This is a genomic window from Dialister succinatiphilus YIT 11850, assembly GCF_000242435.1.
In the GTDB taxonomy this organism is placed as follows: domain Bacteria; phylum Bacillota; class Negativicutes; order Veillonellales; family Dialisteraceae; genus Dialister; species Dialister succinatiphilus.
In genome coordinates, this window is the sequence record NZ_JH591188.1 from 392,739 (window position 1) to 395,584 (window position 2,846).

The 2,846-nt window shown below is 40.4% G+C and carries 5 protein-coding genes; all 5 read left to right on the top strand.

All coding sequences use genetic code 11. The annotated features are described in order from the left end of the window. Nucleotides 1-729, top strand: a 729-nt coding sequence (locus HMPREF9453_RS12115) for a hypothetical protein (protein WP_008859906.1), incomplete at its 5' end; no start/stop codon positions are given. Beyond that, nucleotides 726-1,367, top strand: a complete 642-nt coding sequence (locus tag HMPREF9453_RS07245) for a hypothetical protein (protein WP_008859907.1) — start codon at nucleotides 726-728, stop codon at nucleotides 1,365-1,367. The genes HMPREF9453_RS12115 and HMPREF9453_RS07245, both read left to right, overlap by 4 nt. A 342-nt stretch (nucleotides 1,368-1,709) precedes the next feature. Beyond that, nucleotides 1,710-1,928, top strand: a complete 219-nt coding sequence (locus HMPREF9453_RS12120; RefSeq protein ID WP_187368065.1) for a hypothetical protein — start codon at nucleotides 1,710-1,712, stop codon at nucleotides 1,926-1,928. Next, entirely contained in the window at nucleotides 1,894-2,385 is a 492-nt protein-coding gene (locus HMPREF9453_RS07255) for a hypothetical protein (protein ID WP_187368066.1), read from the top strand. The genes HMPREF9453_RS12120 and HMPREF9453_RS07255 overlap by 35 nt, the downstream gene beginning before the upstream one ends. 198 nt (nucleotides 2,386-2,583) lie before the next feature. Next, nucleotides 2,584-2,846, top strand: a 263-nt coding sequence (locus tag HMPREF9453_RS12125; RefSeq protein WP_008859909.1) for a hypothetical protein, incomplete at its 3' end; no start/stop codon positions are given.

A 2,846-nucleotide genomic window follows, 5' to 3' on the forward strand; every position in this document is an offset into this window, starting at 1 on the left:
GCCATGGGATACCTGCATAACCACATGCCAAAAGGCTGGGCAGCAAACCATCCCGATGAAGCACAGATGATTGCAGCCGGATTAGGCATGATTGTGGGAAGCATATCCAACGATAAGAAGATAGGTGAATATATTGCTCAGATGGGGGCTAAGTGGAATGATGAGAATAAAATTCGGGAAATCGTGCAAGAAAAATTGAGCAAATCTAGCAATAATGAAAAATATAGTGGCGGAGAAGATACCGGAGGTATTCCTGCGTTCCTGCTGAATTTAGGTGTAGAAGTTAATGCAGATAAATATCCCTGGGCTTATAAATTCTTTAAGGATGGATATATGGGATCGGGATGGGAAGTGGACTATTCGTCTGATTCTGAATTTGCAAGTGCACTAGTACAACATCCTGTTATGCAAAAATTCATAGCAGACCAGATCAGTGATGCAGAATATCTTGGTGGAAGAAGTATTGATGTCGCTTATAAAACATTAAATTTTAATGGGCTCGGTGACTTGGGAAATGCCATTGGCAAAATGGATGTAACTATGCATGCTGAAAGGCAGGAAGACGGATGGCATATTTCAATCTTTGGTGGAGATGTATATGACTTTGATGAACATAATTATGACAAGTTAATGATTGATATTGCTAATAATCTGGCTTGGAAAGAAGAGCTTGAGGGCAGGATGGTCCCTTATCCCTGGTATGTTCGAATAGAGTGTGATATATCATGAGTCAAAGGAAAGGATGTTTTTATCTATTAGGGATATTTTTCGTTCTGAGTGTTATTTTGCTTGCATTTTATGAATATAACGCACCTATATACCCTAAAGGAAGGCAAACAGTCAGGCAGGTTTCTCATGACGGCAGGTTTCAGCTTGATGGTGGAGATCCTTTATTCATTTTGCAAGATGTAAAATATGTATTCGCATTAGACCGTAGTGTATTTTCATCTATAGAGATAGATAATCGCCTATATTCTTATGGGGCATCAGGATTTATTGTCATTGATGAAAAAGAAGACCATATTTACTGTCTGCCTATATATAAAGGAGAAGCTGAAGAAATTATTTCTATTAAGGGATATAGATGGGAAGATGAAGTTTATGGTGATAAGTTTACTTACTTGAAGGGATGGGAAGAATTCTCAGATAATGATAAGAAAGTGCTTTTAGGGCTGATTGGTACAGGAGAAGCGCAGCGTTTAGTAACACTTCGCTATCTAAATTATTGGCTGGATTATTGGGAGGAAAAATATAATTCGGAAATACAAGAAGGCAAAGATGCTTCAGATACGAAAATTCGTATAGACGCGTTGAAAAAAGCACTGGAAGATGAGGACCTGTTTATACCGGTCATATCAGGATTATAATGGGGCAAGGATTGATTGGATTTCCAACACCATGTTCCTCCCTAAAAGCTCTGTAACCGGTGATTGAAAAAAACGCTAAGCAGCTGGATAGAAACGAGTCTCCCTGCTTTTTGGCTTAGGCTGTCTGCATTCTGGGCGGCCTCAAAAGCCATTGGAAATAAAAATTTCCATATAAAAAGGCTCCAAAGAAATCTGTGAAGCCTTTTTATATGGAAATGCATACGTGACAGGGGAGGAATCCATTCACCTGCAACCCCCTGGCCGATGTATGTTCCTTATTTCATTGGTTTCAGTGCACTGAAGGAGAAACAGCCTCCGTCTCCATTCCCTCTCTCCTGCTCCATGGATGGGCGCCTGCTGATGAGAGGACTTCGCCAGTGCTATTCCTATGGATATAGTGATGGGACGGGGTTTGAGGCAGGGCATTTAGGCGATATATCATTGAAGGAACTATATATGGAGACTCGGGATAATATTGAAGAGTCTCCTCAAAAGGCGAAAGCGTATTATGAAAATTTCAATAAAGATGAATCGAGGAAAAGTGATGATATTCAAGACTGATTCCACCTGGTTTACAGCAGTGATTATTGATTTGGGATGCATTCTTCTTGTGGGAATATCTTTCTTCTATAATTTTATAAAGAAAATCAAAAATCCTTTATTTTATCTGATTCCTGCATCTCTATTTCTCCTATCAGGGGTGCAGTGTTCTATGCTTCAGGTCTTATGGGCAACAAATATCACGACTTTAATTAGTGGATTTGGGCATAATATAAATAGTAGAATTATTATTATTTCTTTTGGCATATTAATGCTTTCTGATTTGTGTGCAGGCGGGTTATATTATGAATATAACCTCAAAATGGTGCCAGCTGGAAACTACTGGAATAGGAAACATCTTAAGTGGCTAGTGTATCTAATTCTGCTGATTTTGGCTAACTTGAGCTATTTATATTTATGGAGAGAAGTTTTTTGGGTTATGCCTGAAATTCTATACAATGCATTTTTACATAATTAAAACAAAAGCAATTTACAAGGACCGGCAAACTCTACCACCAGGGCAGCTATTGCACCTGGGGAAATCGTTATTACCGATACAAAGAACCAGAAACAGGATGTTACCGGACTGGATAGAAATACCAGGGACAGCCTGAACAAGCTGAAAACCATCTTTGATAAGACAAAGGCAGAAGAGCGGAAACAGCTGGTAGAAGAAATGAGCATCGTAGGCAATGAAGCCATTCACGAACTGGCTGTAAGAAACGGCTGGGGTGAGGGTTCCATAGAAAAGACTGCCCTCCATGGCCTTCTTGGCGCCATGACTAGCAAAGCGGTTGGAAGCAGTGCCCTTGCCGGCATCCTTTCCGGTGGTGTGCAGGAATACGCCATGGGATACCTGCATAACCACATGCCAAAAGGCTGGGCAGCAAACCATCCCGATGAAGCACAGATGATTGCAGCCGGATTAGGCATGATTGT

What these genes read in the sequence shown, in the direction of transcription:
- HMPREF9453_RS07245 (WP_008859907.1), top strand. Translation starts at nt 726, where the DNA reads ATGAGTCAAAGGAAAGGATGTTTTTATCTATTAGGGATATTTTTCGTT.
- HMPREF9453_RS12120 (WP_187368065.1), top strand. Translation starts at nt 1,710, where the DNA reads ATGGATGGGCGCCTGCTGATGAGAGGACTTCGCCAGTGCTATTCCTAT.
- HMPREF9453_RS07255 (WP_187368066.1), top strand. Translation starts at nt 1,894, where the DNA reads ATGAATCGAGGAAAAGTGATGATATTCAAGACTGATTCCACCTGGTTT.